The organism is Bacillus thuringiensis (assembly GCF_001182785.1).
Classification (GTDB): Bacteria; Bacillota; Bacilli; order Bacillales; family Bacillaceae_G; genus Bacillus_A; species Bacillus_A thuringiensis_S.
Window position 1 is genome coordinate 90,001 of sequence record NZ_CP012099.1, and the last position, 18,468, is coordinate 108,468.

Here is an 18,468-nt window from a genome sequence, read left to right on the forward strand (position 1 = left end):
AAGGTCCGTCGTAGAGGGTAACAACCCCGTAGTCGAAACTTCGTTCTCTCTTGAATGTATCCTGAGTACGGCGGAACACGTGAAATTCCGTCGGAATCTGGGAGGACCATCTCCCAAGGCTAAATACTCCCTAGTGATCGATAGTGAACCAGTACCGTGAGGGAAAGGTGAAAAGCACCCCGGAAGGGGAGTGAAAGAGATCCTGAAACCGTGTGCCTACAAATAGTCAGAGCCCGTTAATGGGTGATGGCGTGCCTTTTGTAGAATGAACCGGCGAGTTACGATCCCGTGCGAGGTTAAGCTGAAGAGGCGGAGCCGCAGCGAAAGCGAGTCTGAATAGGGCGTTTAGTACGTGGTCGTAGACCCGAAACCAGGTGATCTACCCATGTCCAGGGTGAAGTTCAGGTAACACTGAATGGAGGCCCGAACCCACGCACGTTGAAAAGTGCGGGGATGAGGTGTGGGTAGCGGAGAAATTCCAATCGAACCTGGAGATAGCTGGTTCTCCCCGAAATAGCTTTAGGGCTAGCCTTAAGTGTAAGAGTCTTGGAGGTAGAGCACTGATTGAACTAGGGGTCCTCATCGGATTACCGAATTCAGTCAAACTCCGAATGCCAATGACTTATCCTTAGGAGTCAGACTGCGAGTGATAAGATCCGTAGTCAAGAGGGAAACAGCCCAGATCGCCAGCTAAGGTCCCAAAGTGTGTATTAAGTGGAAAAGGATGTGGAGTTGCTTAGACAACTAGGATGTTGGCTTAGAAGCAGCCACCATTTAAAGAGTGCGTAATAGCTCACTAGTCGAGTGACTCTGCGCCGAAAATGTACCGGGGCTAAATACACCACCGAAGCTGCGAATTGATACCAATGGTATCAGTGGTAGGGGAGCGTTCTAAGTGCAGTGAAGTCAGACCGGAAGGACTGGTGGAGCGCTTAGAAGTGAGAATGCCGGTATGAGTAGCGAAAGACGGGTGAGAATCCCGTCCACCGAATGCCTAAGGTTTCCTGAGGAAGGCTCGTCCGCTCAGGGTTAGTCAGGACCTAAGCCGAGGCCGACAGGCGTAGGCGATGGACAACAGGTTGATATTCCTGTACCACCTCTTTATCGTTTGAGCAATGGAGGGACGCAGAAGGATAGAAGAAGCGTGCGATTGGTTGTGCACGTCCAAGCAGTTAGGCTGATAAGTAGGCAAATCCGCTTATCGTGAAGGCTGAGCTGTGATGGGGAAGCTCCTTATGGAGCGAAGTCTTTGATTCCCCGCTGCCAAGAAAAGCTTCTAGCGAGATAAAAGGTGCCTGTACCGCAAACCGACACAGGTAGGCGAGGAGAGAATCCTAAGGTGTGCGAGAGAACTCTGGTTAAGGAACTCGGCAAAATGACCCCGTAACTTCGGGAGAAGGGGTGCTTTCTTAACGGAAAGCCGCAGTGAATAGGCCCAAGCGACTGTTTAGCAAAAACACAGCTCTCTGCGAAGCCGTAAGGCGAAGTATAGGGGGTGACACCTGCCCGGTGCTGGAAGGTTAAGGAGAGGGGTTAGCGTAAGCGAAGCTCTGAACTGAAGCCCCAGTAAACGGCGGCCGTAACTATAACGGTCCTAAGGTAGCGAAATTCCTTGTCGGGTAAGTTCCGACCCGCACGAAAGGTGTAACGATTTGGGCACTGTCTCAACCAGAGACTCGGTGAAATTATAGTACCTGTGAAGATGCAGGTTACCCGCGACAGGACGGAAAGACCCCGTGGAGCTTTACTGTAGCCTGATATTGAATTTTGGTACAGTTTGTACAGGATAGGCGGGAGCCATTGAAACCGGAGCGCTAGCTTCGGTGGAGGCGCTGGTGGGATACCGCCCTGACTGTATTGAAATTCTAACCTACGGGTCTTATCGACCCGGGAGACAGTGTCAGGTGGGCAGTTTGACTGGGGCGGTCGCCTCCTAAAGTGTAACGGAGGCGCCCAAAGGTTCCCTCAGAATGGTTGGAAATCATTCGTAGAGTGCAAAGGCATAAGGGAGCTTGACTGCGAGACCTACAAGTCGAGCAGGGACGAAAGTCGGGCTTAGTGATCCGGTGGTTCCGCATGGAAGGGCCATCGCTCAACGGATAAAAGCTACCCCGGGGATAACAGGCTTATCTCCCCCAAGAGTCCACATCGACGGGGAGGTTTGGCACCTCGATGTCGGCTCATCGCATCCTGGGGCTGTAGTCGGTCCCAAGGGTTGGGCTGTTCGCCCATTAAAGCGGTACGCGAGCTGGGTTCAGAACGTCGTGAGACAGTTCGGTCCCTATCCGTCGTGGGCGTAGGAAATTTGAGAGGAGCTGTCCTTAGTACGAGAGGACCGGGATGGACGCACCGCTGGTGTACCAGTTGTTCTGCCAAGGGCATAGCTGGGTAGCTATGTGCGGAAGGGATAAGTGCTGAAAGCATCTAAGCATGAAGCCCCCCTCAAGATGAGATTTCCCATAGCGTAAGCTAGTAAGATCCCTGAAAGATGATCAGGTTGATAGGTTCGAGGTGGAAGCATGGTGACATGTGGAGCTGACGAATACTAATAGATCGAGGACTTAACCATATAATATGTAGCAATGTTATCTAGTTTTGAAGGAATATGCCTTCATAGTTTGGTGATGATGGCAGAGAGGTCACACCCGTTCCCATACCGAACACGGAAGTTAAGCTCTCTAGCGCCGATGGTAGTTGGGACCTTGTCCCTGTGAGAGTAGGACGTCGCCAAGCAACTAAAACACGAGTCAAATGACTCGTGTTTTTTCGTGTTTTATTTTATAATCCATAGTAATAAAAAATGTGTTTAAAGTATTTATATTTTGATTAAATACAGGGGAATGTGGCTAGGATAGTGAATAAGCAAAAGAGTTGCAAATTTTATTAATACGTATATAATTAAAGTCAAAGATAGTCAAAGTCAATAAAGGTGGCGGATAAATGAGAAATATATCTGATATCATTGAGCAATATCTAAAGCAAGTTATTGACTTAAGTAATAATAATGTGATTGAAATCAAGAGAAATGAGATTGCGGATCGATTCGAGTGCGTACCATCTCAAATCAATTATGTAATCAATACCCGTTTTACGTTAGAAAGAGGATTTGTAGTAGAAAGTAAACGTGGTGGAGGAGGTTACATTCGCATTATAAAAGTCAAGCTGCATGATGATATAGACATTATTGATCAAATGCTTCATATGATTGATCATAGCGTTGCGCAAGGGAATGCAGAAAGTATGATTATACGTTTAATAGAAGAGGGAATCATAACAAATCGTGAAGCGAAACTGATGTTAAGTGTAATAGACCGTTCTGTATTATCAATGGATGTTCCTTCTCGAGATGAACTTAGGGCTCGAATATTATGCGCAATGTTAAGAACACTGAAATATAAATAAATATAACTTTTGTAAAAGATTGATAACTAAGATAAAGCAGTTAAATATTGTAGAAGTTTTGAAAAAGAACATGCACTTTTATTTAAACGGATTCAGGAAAGCGAACAATCTAGTAATGTATGAAAAGTACCATGAGATAGAGCGTTTCTGTTGTAAAGGTGGGGATAGTGATGACTTGTCAAAACTGTAACATAAGACCAGCAACTTTACATTATACAAAAGTAATTAACGAGAAGAAGGCGGAAGTTCATCTTTGTGAGCAATGTGCAGAGCAAAGTGGCTATACGTCTTTCTTTCAATCATCGCAGTCTAACTTTTCATTTCATGATTTATTTGCTGGTTTATTACACGGTGAATCAACAATGTTTGAAGAAGGAAAAAATGGATTTTCAAATGCAGATATAGTAAGGTGTCCAGATTGTAAGATGACATATGAACAATTTACAAAAGTTGGACGTTTTGGCTGTTCTTCTTGTTACGATACATTTAAGGAGCATTTAAAGCCATTATTAAAACGCCTTCACGGTGGGCATACAGATCATTGTGGAAAAATTCCGGAGCGTATAGAAGGAAATATCCACTTAAAGAAAGAATTAGATGAACTAAAACTCATTCTGAAACAATACGTACAGAAAGAGGAATTTGAGAAAGCTGCAGAGGTAAGAGATAAGATTCGAGGTCTTGAAATACAGCTTAGTGAGCATAGAGAGGGGGAATAGTTCTATGTCACTGGACAAAATTATGAACGAAGCAATTAGTCCATGGATGAAGGGGGATGGCCCTGATTCTGATATTGTTTTAAGTAGTCGAATTCGTTTGGCTCGTAATTTTAAACAATATCAATTTTCCACTATGCAAAACGAAGAAGAAGCTAAACAGATTCATGAATTATTTAAAAAGAAATTTATAAATAAAGCGGTAGGATCCTTTGGGGAGTTTGGACTATTAAAGATGAATGAATTAACCCCTCTTCAAAGGAGAGTTTTAGTCGAAAAGCATTTAATTAGTCCAAATCTTGCAGGGACAGAATATGGAGCATGTCTACTATCAGAAAGTGAGCATATTAGTGTTATGCTTAATGAAGAAGACCATATTCGGATTCAGTGCCTATTTTCAGGATTACAGTTATCGGAGGCGCTTCAAAGTGCCAATCAAATAGATAATTGGATTGAGAAAGAAGTTGAATACGCTTTTGATGAATCACTTGGATATATTACGAGTTGTCCTACTAATGTTGGCACAGGGTTGAGAGCTTCTGTGATGATTCATTTACCGGGACTGGTTTTAACAAAAAGAATTAGCCGTATTATACAAGTAATTCAAAAATTAGGGTTAGTAGTAAGAGGAATATACGGTGAAGGTAGCGAAGCGTTAGGTAATATATTTCAAGTTTCAAATCAAATGACGCTAGGAAAGTCTGAAGAAGATATTATTGCAGATTTAAAGAGTGTCATTCAACAGATTATACAGCAAGAAAAAATGGCTAGAGAATTAATTGTACAAAATTCAAGTATTGAACTTGAAGATAAGGTTTATCGTTCTTACGGCATACTAGCAAACAGTCGTTTAATTCAATCTGCAGAAGCAGCTAATTGCTTATCGGATGTACGACTTGGTATTGATCTAGGATATATAAAAGGTATATCGAGAAATATTTTGACGGAGCTAATGGTTCTTACGCAACCAGGTATTTTACAACAATACGCAGGTGGACCTTTAGGGCCAGAAGAAAGAGATTATCGAAGAGCAACCTTAATCCGTGAGCGATTACGTATTGAAAAAAACTAAGCGCAAGTAGGAGGCGATTTCTATGATGTTTGGAAGATTTACAGAAAGAGCACAGAAAGTATTAGCTTTATCTCAAGAGGAAGCAATTCGTATTGGGCATAATAATATTGGAACAGAACATATTTTACTTGGGCTTGTACGCGAAGGTGAAGGAATTGCAGCAAAAGCATTAATTGCTCTTGGATTAAGTCCAGAGAAAGTTCAAAAAGAAGTAGAAGCGTTAATTGGGCGTGGAACAGAAGCTTCTCAAACTGTACATTATACACCTCGTGCTAAAAAGGTTATTGAATTATCTATGGATGAAGCGCGTAAGCTAGGCCATTCTTACGTTGGAACAGAACACATTTTACTCGGTTTAATCCGTGAAGGTGAAGGTGTAGCCGCACGTGTTTTAAATAATTTAGGTGTAAGTCTAAATAAAGCAAGACAGCAAGTTTTACAACTTCTTGGAAGTAATGAAGCTAGTTCAGGTCATCAAGGTGGTTCAGCAGCAAATGCAAATACACCGACACTTGACAGTTTAGCAAGGGACTTAACAGTTGTTGCGCGTGAAAATCGCTTAGACCCTGTTATTGGACGTGGTAAAGAAATTCAACGTGTAATTGAGGTATTAAGCCGTAGAACGAAAAACAACCCAGTATTAATTGGTGAGCCTGGTGTAGGTAAAACGGCAATTGCAGAAGGATTAGCACAGCAAATTGTAAATAATGAAGTTCCTGAAACTTTAAGAGATAAGCGTGTTATGACACTAGATATGGGTACAGTGGTAGCTGGAACGAAATATCGCGGTGAATTTGAAGATCGTTTAAAGAAAGTGATGGATGAAATTCGCCAAGCAGGTAATATTATTCTATTTATTGATGAGCTTCATACATTAATTGGTGCAGGTGGAGCAGAAGGTGCAATCGATGCATCGAATATTTTGAAACCATCTTTAGCACGAGGAGAGTTACAATGTATTGGGGCAACAACTTTAGATGAGTATCGTAAATATATTGAAAAAGACGCGGCTTTAGAAAGACGTTTTCAACCAATTCATGTTGATGAGCCAAGTTTAGAAGAATCGATTCAAATCTTGAAAGGTTTACGTGATCGTTATGAGGCGCATCACCGTGTATCTATTACAGATGACGCTATTGATGCAGCTGTAAAACTTTCAGATCGTTATATTACAGATCGCTTTTTACCGGATAAAGCAATTGATTTAATTGATGAAGCTGCTTCAAAAGTTCGCTTACGTTCTTATACAACACCACCAAACTTAAAAGAGCTTGAAGTGAAGCTTGAGGAGATTCGAAAAGAAAAAGATGCAGCTGTACAAAGTCAAGAATTTGAAAAGGCTGCATCCTTACGTGATATGGAGCAACGCTTACGTGAGAAGTTAGAAGATACAAAACGTCAATGGAAAGAGCAACAAGGAAAAGAAAATTCAGAGGTTACGGTAGAAGATATTGCAAATGTCGTTTCTACATGGACGCGTATCCCAGTTTCTAAACTTGCACAAACAGAGACTGATAAATTATTAAATTTAGAATCCATTCTTCATGATCGTTTGATTGGTCAAGATGAAGCAGTAGTAGCTGTAGCAAAAGCTGTTCGTCGTGCAAGAGCAGGATTAAAAGATCCGAAGCGCCCAATTGGTTCATTTATATTCTTAGGGCCAACAGGTGTAGGTAAAACAGAACTTGCAAGAGCACTGGCAGAATCTATGTTCGGTGATGAAGATGCAATGATTCGCATCGATATGTCAGAGTACATGGAGAAGCATTCTACTTCCCGTTTAGTTGGTTCTCCTCCAGGATACGTTGGATATGAAGAAGGTGGACAATTAACAGAGAAAGTTCGTCGCAAGCCATATTCAGTTGTCTTATTAGATGAGGTAGAGAAAGCTCATCCGGATGTGTTTAATATTTTACTACAAGTATTAGAAGATGGTCGTTTAACAGATTCTAAAGGACGTACAGTTGATTTCCGTAATACGATTGTTATTATGACGTCTAACGTTGGTGCTGAGGCGTTAAAACGTAACAAACATCTTGGATTTAATGTACAAGATGAAAGCCGTGATTATTCGGATATGAAAGGTAAAGTAATGGATGAGCTGAAAAAGGCATTTCGTCCAGAATTCTTAAACCGTATTGATGAAATTATCGTATTCCATATGCTTGAGAAAAAACATATTCAAGAGATTGTAACTCTTATGGTAAATCAGTTAGTGAATCGCTTAAAAGAACAAGAAATCGAGTTGCACTTAACAGAAGGGGCAATTTCAGCTATTGCTGATAAAGGATTTGATCGTGAGTACGGTGCTCGTCCGCTTCGTAGAGCAATTCAGAAACATGTAGAAGATAGACTATCAGAAGAACTTTTAAAAGGTGCTATTGAGAAAGGACAAAAAGTTATCTTTGATGTAGAAGGAGAATCATTTGTCATTCATAGTGCAGAAAAGGTAAAATAAGTATAGACAAACAAAGAGGGCTACGCGATAGCCCTCTTTCTTGTACGAGAAGGATAAACGTTTATAGACGAAAGTGAAGTGAACTATAAAAAGGTATGGCTAAAAAGAAAACGAAATTTATATGTCAAGAATGTGGTTATCAGTCACCAAAATATATGGGTAAATGTCCTGGATGTGGTCAATGGAATACACTTGTTGAAGAAATGGAGCCAGTTGTATCATCCAGGCGCCTTAATTACGCGAATGCAATTCAAACGGAAGTAACAAAACCAAGACGTCTTACCGAAGTAGAAACAAAGTCTGAGGCACGTATTGAAACGGAATTTCAAGAGTTTAACCGTGTGCTTGGTGGCGGAATTGTAGATGGGTCCTTAGTACTTATTGGTGGAGACCCTGGGATTGGAAAATCAACATTACTATTACAGATTTCATCGCAATTAGCAGATTCTTCATATGATGTATTATACATATCAGGTGAGGAGTCGGCAAAGCAGATTAAACTTCGTGCAGATCGTTTGCATGTAAAGGGTAGCAATCTATTTGTTGTAGCAGAGACAGACCTGCAGCGTATTGCAGCACATATTGAAGAGATGAATCCAGCTTTTGTTGTTATTGATTCTATTCAAACGATACATTTACCTGAAGTGACGTCGGCCCCAGGAAGTGTGGCACAAGTACGTGAATGCACAGCAGAATTAATGAAACTTGCAAAAACAAAAGGAATCCCTATTTTCATTGTTGGGCATGTGACAAAAGAAGGAGCAATTGCAGGACCTCGTATGTTAGAACATATGGTCGATGCAGTTCTTTATTTTGAAGGAGACCGACACCATACGTATCGTATTTTACGAGCTGTGAAGAACCGTTTTGGTTCCACGAATGAAATGGGTATCTTTGAAATGAAAGAGCTTGGTCTTGCGGAAGTTTTAAATCCTTCTGAAATCTTCCTTGAGGAAAGGCCGGTTGGTGTTGCAGGATCAACAGTAGTTGCTTCAATGGAAGGAACAAGACCGGTTTTAGTAGAAATACAAGCATTAATCTCCCCTACTAGTTTTGGAAATCCTCGAAGAATGGCGACAGGAATTGATCATAACCGTGTTTCGCTTATTATGGCAGTATTAGAAAAAAGAACAGGTTTACTATTGCAAAATCAAGATGCATATTTAAAAGTAGCTGGTGGTTTGAAATTAGACGAACCGGCAATTGATTTAGCGGTGGCTTTAAGTATAGCCTCAAGTTTTAGGGATAAATCTACGGCACCAGCTGATGCAGTAATAGGAGAAGTAGGATTAACTGGAGAAATAAGAAGAGTATCAAGAATTGAACAACGTGTACAAGAAGCAGCTAAATTAGGATTTCAACGTGTAATTATTCCTAGAAAAAACTTAGGAGGATGGACAATTCCGGATGGGATTGAGGTTGTAGGTGTTTCTAATTTAGGGGAAGCGCTTCGTTTGACATTAGGAGGCTAGGCTATGGAAGAAAATAAGCAACGTGTCAAAAGTATGATTAATATTTTACAGCTCGTGGCCCCAGGAACACCATTGCGCGAAGGGATAGATAATGTACTTCGCGCGCAAACAGGGGGACTAATTGTTCTTGGATATAATGAGCAGATTAAAAGTATTGTTGATGGTGGTTTTCACATTAATTGTGCATTCTCTCCTGCTAGTTTATATGAATTAGCAAAAATGGACGGGGCACTTATTTTAAATGAAACGGGAAGTAAAATTTTAATAGCGAATGCACAGTTAGTTCCAGAGGCATCTATTGATTCTATTGAAACAGGTATGCGTCACCGAACAGCAGAACGTGTAGCGAAGCAGACTGGAAGCCTTGTTGTGGCCATTTCACAAAGACGTAACGTAATTACGCTATATCAAGGGAACTTACGTTATACACTAAAAGATATAGGTGTTATTTTAACAAAGGCAAATCAAGCTATTCAAACGTTAGAAAAATATAAGGCTGTATGGAATGATGGTATTACGAATTTGGGCATTCTAGAATTTGAAGAGGTCGTTACAATGTCCGAGGTAGTTCACGTTTTACATAGTGTTGAAATGGTACTGCGTATTAAAAATGAAATATTGAGCTATATTCATGAGCTAGGAACAGAAGGTAGGTTAATCCGTTTACAACTTACAGAATTACTAGCTGATTTAGAGGCAGAGGCAGCATTGTTAATTAAAGATTACCATCAGGAGAAAACACAAGACCATCATCAAATTTTGAAAAGGTTACAGGACCTTGCAAATACACAACTTTTAGAGGATAGTGATTTAGTTAAATTACTTGGCTACCCAGGGCAAACCAGTTTAGAAGAAAGTGTGACGCCAAGGGGATATCGAATTACAAGCAAAATCTCTCGTGTTCCGCCACTTATCATTGAAAATTTAATTAATCGATTCAAAACGTTGCAAGGAGTTTGTCGTGCGACTATTCATGAATTGGATGATGTGGAAGGAATTGGAGAAGTAAGGGCGAAGAAAATACGAGAAGGCCTAAAAAGAATTCAAGAGCATCTCTATATGAGTAGACACAATTAAGAATATTACATTGATTCTATAATATAACGACACTAGAACATTTTTGGTATATGATATGATATATTGGTAAATAAAACTATTTATAAAAAAACACGTCCGCTTTTGCATTCGGCGTTTTGATTAGCGAAACAATGGTTAATAATGAGTAGGAGGTGGTTGGATGTTAAAACGGATCGTACAGCTCTTCTTTCTAGTAATCGGGGGAGCGTTAGGGATTTACTTAATCCCAAAAGTTATTAATGTATTAGACATCGGTGCGGTTCCTTTATTGGAAGGATCGTATGTTCGTGCAATTATTGGTGCAATTATTTTATTTTTAACAACATTTTGGCTTGTAGATTATATTGTTCAACTTATTAAGCATATTGAAGAGGCTCTTGTAAAGGCGCCTGTAGCAGATGTTTTATTTGGTACATTAGGGTTGATCTCTGGTCTTATTGTTGCATATTTAATTTTAATACCAATTCGTGAATTTACAATTCCAGTTATTAGCACGGTGTTGCAAGTGTTCTTTACTCTTTTACTTGGATATTTAGGATTCCAAGTAGGATTTAAAAAGAGGAATGAATTGCTAGGATTATTTACATTATCCCAACGTGGAGGTAAGAAGAAAAACAATAGTGAGAACGAAGAGATAGAGGTAGAAAAATCTACGGCTCATTGGAAAATTCTCGATACGAGTGTAATTATTGATGGACGTATTGCTGATATTTGCCAAACGAAGTTTTTAGAAGGAACAATTGTGATTCCACAATTCGTATTAGAAGAGCTTCAGCATATTGCCGATTCTTCCGATGCTTTAAAGCGTAATCGTGGTCGCAGAGGGCTAGATATTTTAAATCGTATTCAAAAAGAGATGCCGATTCCGGTAGAAATTTATGAAGGCGATTTCGAGGATATCCAAGAGGTGGATAGCAAACTTGTAAAGTTAGCAAAAATCACCGGTGGAACTGTAGTAACGAATGATTTCAACTTAAATAAAGTTTCTGAATTACAAGGAGTAACGGTGTTAAACATTAATGATTTAGCTAATGCAATTAAACCAGTTGTACTCCCTGGCGAAGAATTAAATGTTTATGTTGTGAAAGATGGTAAAGAGCAAAACCAAGGTGTTGCGTACTTAGATGATGGTACGATGATTGTAGTAGAAGATGGTAGAGAGTATGTAGGTTCGCAACTTAATGTGCTGGTTACTAGCGTATTACAAACATCGGCTGGTCGTATGATTTTCGCGAAACGTAAATTATTAGAAAAAGCATTATAGGTAGAGGATTATTAATATGTATACATTAATTATTCCGGCAGCCGGTCAAGGAAAGCGGATGGGTGCTGGCAAAAATAAGTTGTTCTTACTTATAAATGAAGTACCGATTATCGTGCATACATTACGTGCTTTTGAAGGAGATAAAGCGTGCAAAAGTATTGTTATGGCAATTAACGAAGAGGAACGCCCGTATTTTGAAGAATTAATGCAGAAGTATCCAATTGAAAAACAGGTACAATTTATTCAGGGTGGAGCCGAAAGACAAGATAGTGTATATAATGCGATTCAGCATGCGAGTGATGTTGAATATGTTCTTGTGCATGACGGAGCGCGCCCATTCGTAACGGATAAAGTGATTCAAAATGTATTAACAGCAGCAGAAAAATATGGAGCTTCCATTTGTGCAGTGCCAGTAAAGGATACAGTTAAGAAAGTAGAGCAAGGTGTTGTTGTCGAAACGGTAGAACGATCTCAGCTTAAGGCTGTACAAACACCGCAAGGGTTCTCTGTTTCTCTTTTGCTAGAAGCTCATAGAAGTGCAAAACAGAGCTGTTTTCTTGGTACAGATGATGCAAGTCTCGTGGAACGCATTGGTAAGCAAGTAGGTGTGGTAGAGGGGAGTTACTATAATATTAAAGTGACGACTCCAGAGGATTTACTAATTGCTGAAAGTTTCCTTCATGTTCAGAAAAAATAGCCGTGATGGTGTATAACAAAGGAAAGCTCGGCAATGGCCGGGCTTTTCTTTGTAAGGATATCAATATAATATAGAGTCATAAAGCTCAGTGGTTTAGCTCAAGGAGGATGTAAAGAATGTTTCGAATTGGACAAGGTTTTGATGTGCATGAATTTGCGGAAGGTAGACCGTTAATTATTGGCGGAATTACAATTCCACACGAGAAAGGATTAATCGGTCATTCAGATGCAGATGTATTGTTACATACGATTGCTGATGCATGTTTAGGTGCTATTGCAGCAGGAGATATCGGAAAGCATTTTCCAGATACAGACCCAGCTTTTAAAGATGCAGATTCAGCTGTATTGTTACAAAAAGTTTGGGCATTTGCGCGTGAACAAGGTTACGAGTTAGGGAATTTAGATTGTACAATTATTGCTCAAAAGCCGAAAATGGCACCGCATATTGAAAGTATGCGTAAACGTATTAGTGAACTGTTAGAAACGTCTATAGATAACATTAATGTAAAGGCAACAACAACAGAAAAATTAGGATTTACAGGTAGGGAAGAAGGAATTGCTTCTCAAGCAGTGGTATTATTACAGAAAAAATAATGGTTTTTAATTCGTAAGATGGATAATCACATTTTTTTGTTGTACAATTATAGAATGTGTAGACATTAAGAATGGAAGGTGTACCAATTATGGAAAAGCAAGTGAGAGTGCGCTATGCGCCAAGTCCAACAGGACACTTACATATCGGAAATGCGCGTACGGCATTATTTAATTATTTATTTGCTCGTCATTTAGATGGCAAGTTTATTATTCGTATTGAAGATACTGATGTGAAACGTAACGTGGCTGGTGGAGAAGAAAGCCAATTAAAATACTTAAAATGGCTCGGTATGGACTGGGATGAAGGTGTTGATGTTGGTGGTGAATTTGGACCATATCGTCAAACAGAGCGTTTAGATATTTATAAAAAATTATATCTAGATTTATTAGAGCGTGGTTTAGCTTACAAATGTTATATGACAGAAGAAGAGCTAGAAGCAGAGCGTGAAGGTCAAATTTCGCGTGGTGAAACACCTCGTTATGCAGGTAACCACCGTGATTTAACTGAAGAACAAATGAAAGAATTTGAAGCTGAGGGACGTATTCCGAGTATTCGTTTCCGTGTACCAGCTGATCGTGATTACACATTCAAAGACATCGTAAAAGACGAAGTTGCATTCCATTCAAATGATTTTGGTGATTTTGTTATCGTGAAAAAAGATGGAATCCCAACTTATAACTTTGCGGTAGCAGTAGATGATCACTTAATGGAGATTACACATGTACTTCGTGGTGATGATCATATTTCAAACACGCCAAAACAAATGATGATTTATGAAGCTTTCGGTTGGGATATCCCACAATTCGGTCATATGACTTTAATTGTAAATGAAAGTCGCAAAAAATTAAGCAAGCGTGATGAATCTATTATTCAATTTATTGAGCAATATAAAGAGCTTGGATATCTTCCAGAAGCAATCTTTAACTTTATTGCGCTATTAGGTTGGTCACCAGTAGGTGAAGAAGAAATCTTCTCTCAAGATGAGTTTATCAAAATGTTTGATGCAGCTCGTTTATCAAAATCACCTGCATTATTTGATTCCCAAAAACTAAAATGGATGAACAACCAGTATATGAAAAAGCAAGATTTAGATACGGTTGTAGAGTTAAGTTTACCGCATTTAGTGAAAGCTGGACGTGTGGGAGAAACTTTAAGTGAACAAGACCAAGCTTGGATCCGTGGTGTGATTGCTTTATACCATGAACAAATGAGTTTTGGGGCTGAAATTGTAGAGCTTTCTGAAATGTTCTTTAAAGATCATGTTGATTATGAAGAAGAAGGACAAGAAGTATTAAATGGTGAACAAGTACCTGAAGTACTTCGTGCATTTGCTGGTCAAATAGAAGCTTTAGAAGAAATGGAGCCAGCGGCAATTAAGGCGGCAATTAAAGCAGTTCAAAAGGAAACAGGACATAAAGGTAAAAATTTATTTATGCCAATCCGTGTTGCAACTACAGGACAAACGCATGGTCCAGAGCTTCCGAATGCTATTGCACTTCTTGGAAAAGAAAAAGTTTTAAATCGTCTTCAAAAAGTAATTGGTTAACATTTTCTAGGTTTAGAAATATAATAAGTATACCTAAAACCTAATAAGGAAAAGCGACGAGAAGGAGAAGTAGAAAATCAGGCTTTTTACAGAGAGAACCACCTTTAGGCTGGGAGTGGTTTATAAGCAGATTTTTGAAATGCCCCTTCGAGTCTTCTGCTGAACAGCGAATTGTTTCGTGGGACGTCTTAGGATGCAAAGTAAGCAGAAGCGGTGTACACCGTTATCATGGATGAGTTTGAGGCTTTTTTAAGCCTAAACAGAGTGGAACCGCGCTTAAAAGGCGTCTCTGTCAATATGACAGAGGCGCCTTTTTTTTATACCGTGTAAATAGGTATGAATATAGAATTTATCTCCCTATATAAGGAATTAGGGGATAAGTGATGAGTTAGGGGAGTTAGTTCGCTCGACAAAAAGCAGCCCATAAAGGGGAGGGAACACCGATGTTTAAGAGGCTTCGGGAAGATATTGAAGTCGTTTTTGAACAGGATCCAGCGGCAAGAGGTTATTTCGAAGTCATTTTAACTTACTCTGGATTACATGCAGTTTGGGCTCATCGAATTGCACATGCTTTTTATAAAAGAGATTTTTTCTTTCTTGCACGTTTTGTTTCACAAGTTAGTCGCTTTTTTACTGGCATTGAGATTCATCCAGGCGCAACTATTGGTCGACGCTTTTTCATAGACCATGGAATGGGAGTTGTAATTGGAGAAACTTGTGAAATTGGTGATAATGTAACAATTTATCAAGGGGTTACATTAGGTGGTACAGGAAAAGAAAAAGGAAAGAGGCATCCGACAATTCAGGATAATGTATTAATTGCGACGGGTGCTAAAGTCCTTGGTTCTATTACTGTGGGAGAGAATTCTAAAATCGGGGCAGGGTCTGTCGTATTAAAAGAAGTTCCTGCACATTCTACAGTTGTAGGTATACCTGGCAGAGTCGTTATTCAAAATGGAGTAAAGATTGGTCAAGAATTAAATCACTCTGACCTTCCGGATCCAATTTTTGATAAATTAAAGGCTATGGAAGTAGAACTTGATAAATTGAAGAAACAACTGGAAGTAAAGGTAGAAAGGAAGGATAAAAATGACTATTCACATTTATAATACGTTAACACGCCAAAAAGAAGAGTTTGTTCCATTAGAAGAAAATAAGGTAAAGATGTATGTATGCGGACCTACAGTTTATAACTACATTCATATTGGGAATGCAAGACCTCCTATGGTATTCGATACAGTACGTCGTTATTTAGAATATAAAGGATACGATGTGCAATACGTATCTAACTTTACGGACGTAGATGATAAATTAATTAAAGCGGCAAATGAATTAGGTGAAGATGTACCGACAATTGCTGATCGTTTTGTTGAAGCGTACTTTGAAGATGTAACAGCGCTAGGTTGCAAACACGCAACAGTTCATCCTCGTGTAACAGAAAATATGGACATCATTATTGAATTTATTCAAGAGCTTGTGAATAAAGGGTATGCATATGAATCAGAGGGTGATGTGTACTTTAAAACGAAGGAATTCGAAGGTTACGGTAAATTATCACATCAACCAATCGCGGATTTACGTCACGGTGCTCGTATTGAGGTAGGAGAAAAGAAACAAGATCCTCTTGATTTTGCTTTATGGAAAGCTGCGAAAGAAGGAGAAATCTTCTGGGAAAGCCCTTGGGGGAAAGGACGTCCAGGGTGGCATATTGAATGCTCAGCTATGGCACGTAAGTACTTAGGGGATACAATCGATATTCATGCTGGTGGTCAAGACTTGGCGTTCCCACATCATGAAAATGAAATTGCGCAGTCGGAGGCATTGACTGGAAAAACGTTTGCACGTTACTGGATGCATAATGGATATATTAATATTAACAATGAGAAGATGTCTAAATCGCTTGGTAACTTTATTTTAGTTCACGATATTATTAAGCAATACGACCCGCAGTTAATTAGATTCTTTATGTTATCAGTACACTATCGTCATCCGATTAACTTTAGTGAAGAGTTATTACAAAGTACGAATAATGGACTGGAAAGAATTAAAACAGCTTATGGAAACTTAAAGCATCGTATGGAAAGCAGTACGGATTTAACAGACCATAATGAGAAATGGTTAGCTGAAATAGAGAAATTCCAGACTGCATTTGAAGAGGCGATGAATGATGACTTTAACACCGCGAATGCAATTACCGAATTATACAATGTAGCCAATCATGCAAATCAATATTTACTTGAAGAGCATACATCTAAAGTTGTGATCGAAGCATACGTAAAACAACTGGAAACGTTATTTGATATTTTAGGATTAGAATTAACACAAGAAGGATTGCTGGATGAAGAAATTGAAGAACTTATCCAAAAGCGCATTGAGGCGCGTAAAAATCGCGATTTCGCATTGTCTGATCAAATTCGCGACGATTTAAAAGAACGTAATATTATTTTAGAAGATACCGCTCAAGGTACAAGATGGAAAAGAGGATAAGAATGATTGATGCAAAGCAATTAAACAGCTTGGCGTTAGCGTATATGGGTGATGCGGTATATGAACAATATATCCGCTATCACCTCCTTCAAAAAGGAAAGGTTCGCCCTAATCAATTACATCGCTTAGGGACGAGCTTTGTTTCAGCAAAAGCACAGGCAAAAGTTGTTTATCATTTATTAGAGACGGCATTTTTGACAGAGGAAGAAGAGGCGGTATTAAGAAGAGGGCGTAATGCAAATTCGGGTACAGTGCCGAAAAATACGGATGTACAAACATATCGACATAGTACAGCCTTTGAAGCGCTAATTGGTTATCATCATTTATTAAATAACCGTGAAAGATTAGACGAAATTGTATATAAGGCAATTGCAGTTTTAGAAGAAAAGGAAGGGGGCACATCATCATGAGCAGTGAATATATTATCGGACGTAACCCTGTAATTGAAGCGTTACGATCAGGGAGAGATATTAATAAAATTTGGATCGCAGAAGGTGCTGCCAAAGGACAGGTACAGATTGTACTAGCGTTAGCGAAAGAAAATAAGGTTATTTTACAACACGCACCAAAGAAAAAGTTAGATCAATTAGTTGAGGGGAATCATCAAGGTGTAATTGCTCAAGTAGCTGCATATCAGTATGCGGAGTTAGAAGATTTATTCAAAGTGGCAGAAAAACGTAATGAAGATCCATTCTTCTTAATTTTAGATGAGATTGAAGATCCGCATAACCTAGGTTCTATTATGCGTACTGCTGATGCGACAGGAGCTCATGGAATTATTATTCCAAAGAGAAGGGCTGTGGGGCTTACAGCGTCAGTTGCGAAAGCATCAACAGGAGCAATTGAATACATTCCTGTTGCGCGCGTAACGAATTTATCCCGTACAATTGATGAATTAAAAGAACGTGGACTTTGGATTGCTGGTACAGATGCCAAAGGGAAAACGGATTACCGTAATTTAGATGGTAAAATGCCAATTGGGTTAGTAATTGGTAGTGAAGGAAAAGGTATGAGTCGTATTATTGGTGAAAAGTGTGATTTCCTAATCACTCTACCGATGGTTGGTAAAGTTACATCCTTAAATGCTTCCGTAGCCGCAAGTTTGTTAATGTATGAGGTATATCGTAAACGTCACGAAATTGGTAAATAAAAGATGAACGATATTTTAATCGTTGACGGTTACAACATTATCGGAGCTTGGGGAGATTTGAAGAAACTGCGGGATGTAGATTTACAATCATCAAGAGATGCGCTTATTGATAAGATGGCGGATTATCAAGGTTATACAGGCACAAAAGTGATGATAGTCTTTGATGCCTATACAGTACATGGTATTGAAAAAAAGATGAAACAATCTCGTGTGGAAGTAATATTCACACGAAAGAATCAAACTGCAGACGAAAAGATAGAGCAACTTGCGATAGAGCTTAGAAATATAAATACACGAATATATGTTGCGACTTCTGATTACACGGAACAATGGGTTATATTTGCGCAAGGTGCCCTTCGGAAATCTGCGCGTGAATTAGAGTTGGAAGTACAGGCAATGGAGCAACAAGTAAGAAGGCGTACAAAAGACACGAAAGAACAGCAACCCGCCATGCGAAAGATATTTAGTAAAGATATTACAGAAAAATTAGAAAAATTAAGAAGAGGAGAGCGTTGAAGCATTGACGCTCTTTG

The 18,468-nt window shown here is 39.4% G+C and carries 15 protein-coding genes, 2 rRNA genes and 1 other annotated feature (1 of these 18 only partly in view); all 17 genes read left to right on the plus strand.

What is annotated here, in order from left to right:
- A 23S ribosomal RNA gene (locus tag AC241_RS00500) occupies positions 1–2,569 on the plus strand (it extends 353 nt beyond the left edge of the window).
- 48 nt (positions 2,570–2,617) lie between these two features.
- Positions 2,618–2,733, plus strand: a 5S ribosomal RNA gene (rrf, locus tag AC241_RS00505).
- A gap of 207 nt (positions 2,734–2,940) precedes the next feature.
- Entirely contained in the window at positions 2,941–3,402 is a 462-nt protein-coding gene (ctsR, locus tag AC241_RS00510; RefSeq protein ID WP_001244560.1) for a transcriptional regulator CtsR, read from the plus strand.
- Between the two features lie 170 nt (positions 3,403–3,572).
- Positions 3,573–4,121, plus strand: a complete 549-nt coding sequence (locus AC241_RS00515) for a protein-arginine kinase activator protein McsA (protein ID WP_016084037.1) — start codon at positions 3,573–3,575, stop codon at positions 4,119–4,121.
- 4 nt (positions 4,122–4,125) lie between these two features.
- Positions 4,126–5,190: a protein-arginine kinase McsB gene (locus AC241_RS00520; RefSeq protein ID WP_000050837.1), complete on the plus strand. Its 1,065-nt coding sequence runs from the start codon at positions 4,126–4,128 to the stop codon at positions 5,188–5,190.
- 22 nt (positions 5,191–5,212) lie between these two features.
- The gene (clpC, locus tag AC241_RS00525; RefSeq protein ID WP_016084035.1) at positions 5,213–7,648 is read left to right on the plus strand and encodes an ATP-dependent protease ATP-binding subunit ClpC; all 2,436 of its coding nucleotides are present in this window, start codon (positions 5,213–5,215) and stop codon (positions 7,646–7,648) included.
- Between the two features lie 95 nt (positions 7,649–7,743).
- The gene (gene radA, locus AC241_RS00530) at positions 7,744–9,120 is read left to right on the plus strand and encodes a DNA repair protein RadA (RefSeq protein ID WP_016084034.1); all 1,377 of its coding nucleotides are present in this window, start codon (positions 7,744–7,746) and stop codon (positions 9,118–9,120) included.
- A 3-nt stretch (positions 9,121–9,123) separates the two neighbouring features.
- A complete protein-coding gene (gene disA, locus AC241_RS00535) occupies positions 9,124–10,197 on the plus strand; it encodes a DNA integrity scanning diadenylate cyclase DisA (RefSeq protein ID WP_016084033.1) in 1,074 nt (357 codons plus the stop codon).
- A gap of 160 nt (positions 10,198–10,357) precedes the next feature.
- A complete protein-coding gene (locus AC241_RS00540) occupies positions 10,358–11,461 on the plus strand; it encodes a PIN/TRAM domain-containing protein (RefSeq protein ID WP_050842390.1) in 1,104 nt (367 codons plus the stop codon).
- Positions 11,462–11,477: 16 nt separating this feature from the next.
- Positions 11,478–12,158, plus strand: coding sequence for a 2-C-methyl-D-erythritol 4-phosphate cytidylyltransferase (ispD, locus tag AC241_RS00545; RefSeq protein ID WP_016084031.1), 681 nt, complete (start codon positions 11,478–11,480; stop codon positions 12,156–12,158).
- A 116-nt stretch (positions 12,159–12,274) separates the two neighbouring features.
- Positions 12,275–12,751: a 2-C-methyl-D-erythritol 2,4-cyclodiphosphate synthase gene (gene ispF / locus AC241_RS00550; protein WP_050842392.1), complete on the plus strand. Its 477-nt coding sequence runs from the start codon at positions 12,275–12,277 to the stop codon at positions 12,749–12,751.
- Between the two features lie 89 nt (positions 12,752–12,840).
- Positions 12,841–14,298 carry a glutamate--tRNA ligase gene (gltX, locus tag AC241_RS00555; protein WP_029441422.1) on the plus strand — a complete coding sequence of 486 codons (1,458 nt, stop codon included), beginning with the start codon at positions 12,841–12,843 and terminating at the stop codon, positions 14,296–14,298.
- Positions 14,299–14,345: 47 nt separating this feature from the next.
- Positions 14,346–14,592 (plus strand) — a binding site (T-box leader).
- Positions 14,593–14,741: 149 nt separating this feature from the next.
- Complete coding sequence (cysE, locus tag AC241_RS00560) at positions 14,742–15,407, plus strand: serine O-acetyltransferase (protein WP_000476495.1); 666 nt, start codon at positions 14,742–14,744, stop codon at positions 15,405–15,407.
- Positions 15,388–16,785 (plus strand): cysteine--tRNA ligase, encoded by a 1,398-nt coding sequence (gene cysS, locus AC241_RS00565; protein ID WP_016084028.1) that lies wholly within the window; start codon positions 15,388–15,390, stop codon positions 16,783–16,785. Before cysE ends, cysS begins: the two co-directional genes overlap by 20 nt.
- A gap of 2 nt (positions 16,786–16,787) precedes the next feature.
- The gene (locus AC241_RS00570) at positions 16,788–17,195 is read left to right on the plus strand and encodes a Mini-ribonuclease 3 (RefSeq protein ID WP_000564261.1); all 408 of its coding nucleotides are present in this window, start codon (positions 16,788–16,790) and stop codon (positions 17,193–17,195) included.
- The gene (rlmB, locus tag AC241_RS00575) at positions 17,192–17,935 is read left to right on the plus strand and encodes a 23S rRNA (guanosine(2251)-2'-O)-methyltransferase RlmB (RefSeq protein WP_000093762.1); all 744 of its coding nucleotides are present in this window, start codon (positions 17,192–17,194) and stop codon (positions 17,933–17,935) included. Before AC241_RS00570 ends, rlmB begins: the two co-directional genes overlap by 4 nt.
- A gap of 3 nt (positions 17,936–17,938) precedes the next feature.
- On the plus strand, positions 17,939–18,451 hold the full coding sequence (locus AC241_RS00580) for an NYN domain-containing protein (RefSeq protein ID WP_000997887.1): 513 nt from the start codon (positions 17,939–17,941) through the stop codon (positions 18,449–18,451).
- The last annotated feature ends 17 nt before the right edge of the window (positions 18,452–18,468 follow it).

Coding starts and splice junctions, on each gene's coding strand:
- ctsR (WP_001244560.1), top strand. CDS start 2,941: ATGAGAAATATATCTGATATCATTGAGCAATATCTAAAGCAAGTTATT.
- AC241_RS00520 (WP_000050837.1), top strand. CDS start 4,126: ATGTCACTGGACAAAATTATGAACGAAGCAATTAGTCCATGGATGAAG.
- AC241_RS00570 (WP_000564261.1), top strand. CDS start 16,788: ATGATTGATGCAAAGCAATTAAACAGCTTGGCGTTAGCGTATATGGGT.
- ispD (WP_016084031.1), top strand. CDS start 11,478: ATGTATACATTAATTATTCCGGCAGCCGGTCAAGGAAAGCGGATGGGT.
- AC241_RS00580 (WP_000997887.1), top strand. CDS start 17,939: ATGAACGATATTTTAATCGTTGACGGTTACAACATTATCGGAGCTTGG.
- gltX (WP_029441422.1), top strand. CDS start 12,841: ATGGAAAAGCAAGTGAGAGTGCGCTATGCGCCAAGTCCAACAGGACAC.
- rlmB (WP_000093762.1), top strand. CDS start 17,192: ATGAGCAGTGAATATATTATCGGACGTAACCCTGTAATTGAAGCGTTA.
- cysS (WP_016084028.1), top strand. CDS start 15,388: ATGACTATTCACATTTATAATACGTTAACACGCCAAAAAGAAGAGTTT.
- radA (WP_016084034.1), top strand. CDS start 7,744: ATGGCTAAAAAGAAAACGAAATTTATATGTCAAGAATGTGGTTATCAG.
- AC241_RS00540 (WP_050842390.1), top strand. CDS start 10,358: ATGTTAAAACGGATCGTACAGCTCTTCTTTCTAGTAATCGGGGGAGCG.
- ispF (WP_050842392.1), top strand. CDS start 12,275: ATGTTTCGAATTGGACAAGGTTTTGATGTGCATGAATTTGCGGAAGGT.
- AC241_RS00515 (WP_016084037.1), top strand. CDS start 3,573: ATGACTTGTCAAAACTGTAACATAAGACCAGCAACTTTACATTATACA.
- cysE (WP_000476495.1), top strand. CDS start 14,742: ATGTTTAAGAGGCTTCGGGAAGATATTGAAGTCGTTTTTGAACAGGAT.
- disA (WP_016084033.1), top strand. CDS start 9,124: ATGGAAGAAAATAAGCAACGTGTCAAAAGTATGATTAATATTTTACAG.
- clpC (WP_016084035.1), top strand. CDS start 5,213: ATGATGTTTGGAAGATTTACAGAAAGAGCACAGAAAGTATTAGCTTTA.